The sequence below is a fragment of the Kitasatospora cheerisanensis KCTC 2395 genome, assembly GCF_000696185.1.
In the GTDB taxonomy this organism is placed as follows: Bacteria; Actinomycetota; Actinomycetes; order Streptomycetales; family Streptomycetaceae; genus Kitasatospora; species Kitasatospora cheerisanensis.
This window is the reverse complement of sequence record NZ_KK853997.1, coordinates 1,818,346-1,819,697: the sequence shown is the minus strand read 5'-3', so window position 1 is coordinate 1,819,697 and position 1,352 is coordinate 1,818,346. Positions and strand designations below refer to the sequence as shown.

2 other annotated features are annotated in these 1,352 nt (G+C 56.5%).

The window, feature by feature from the left end:
• Nucleotides 1-92 precede the first annotated feature (92 nt).
• Nucleotides 93-464, top strand: a sequence feature (23S ribosomal RNA rRNA prediction is too short).
• Nucleotides 465-474: 10 nt separating this feature from the next.
• Nucleotides 475-1,338 (top strand) — a sequence feature (23S ribosomal RNA rRNA prediction is too short).
• The last annotated feature ends 14 nt before the right edge of the window (nucleotides 1,339-1,352 follow it).

Here is a 1,352-nt window from a genome sequence, read left to right as displayed (position 1 = left end):
GATCCTATGCTGTCGAGAAAAGCCTCTAGCGAGTTTCATGGCGGCCCGTACCCCAAACCGACTCAGGTGGTCAGGTAGAGAATACCGAGGCGTTCGGGTGAACTGTGGTTAAGGAACTCGGCAAAATGCCCCCGTAACTTCGGGAGAAGGGGGGCCATTGCTGGTGATGGGACTTGCTCCTTGAGCTGGTGGTGGCCGCAGAGACCAGCGAGAAGCGACTGTTTACTAAAAACACAGGTCCGTGCGAAGCCGTAAGGCGATGTATACGGACTGACGCCTGCCCGGTGCTGGAACGTTAAGGGGACCGGTTAGTCCGACTTCGGTCGGGCGAAGCTGAGAACTTAAGCGCCAGTAAACGGCGGTGGTAACTATAACCATCCTAAGGTAGCGAAATTCCTTGTCGGGTAAGTTCCGACCTGCACGAATGGCGTAACGACTTCTCGACTGTCTCAACCACAGGCCCGGTGAAATTGCATTACGAGTAAAGATGCTCGTTTCGCGCAGCAGGACGGAAAGACCCCGGGACCACTATAGCTTGATATTGGTGTTCGGTTCGGCTTGTGTAGGATAGGTGGGAGACTTTGAAGCAGCAACGCCAGTTGTTGTGGAGTCGCCGTTGAAATACCACTCTGGTCGTGCTGGATGTCTAACCTGGGTCCGTGATCCGGATCAGGGACAGTGTCTGGTGGGTAGTTTAACTGGGGCGGTTGCCTCCTAAAGGGTAACGGAGGCGCCCAAAGGTTCCCTCAGCCTGGTTGGCAATCAGGTGTTGAGTGTAAGTGCACAAGGGAGCTTGACTGTGAGACTGACGGGTCGAGCAGGTACGAAAGTAGGGACTAGTGATCCGGCGGTGGCTTGTGGAAGCGCCGTCGCTCAACGGATAAAGGTACCCCGGGGATAACAGGCTGATCTTCCCCAAGAGTCCATATCGACGGGATGGTTTGGCACCTCGATGTCGGCTCGTCGCATCCTGGGGCTGGAGTAGGTCCCAAGGGTTGGGCTGTTCGCCCATTAAAGCGGTACGCGAGCTGGGTTTAGAACGTCGTGAGACAGTTCGGTCCCTATCCGCTGTGCGCGTAGGAGTGTTGAGAAGGGCTGTCCCTAGTACGAGAGGACCGGGACGGACGAACCTCTGGTGTGCCAGTTGTCCTGCCAAGGGCATGGCTGGTTGGCTACGTTCGGGAGGGATAACCGCTGAAAGCATCTAAGCGGGAAGCCTGCTTCGAGATGAGCACTCCCACCTCCTTGAGAGGGTAAGGCTCCCAGTAGACGACTGGGTTGATAGGCCGGATATGGAAGCCCTGTGAGGGGTGGAGTTGACCGGTACTAATAGGCCGAGGGCTTGTCCTCAG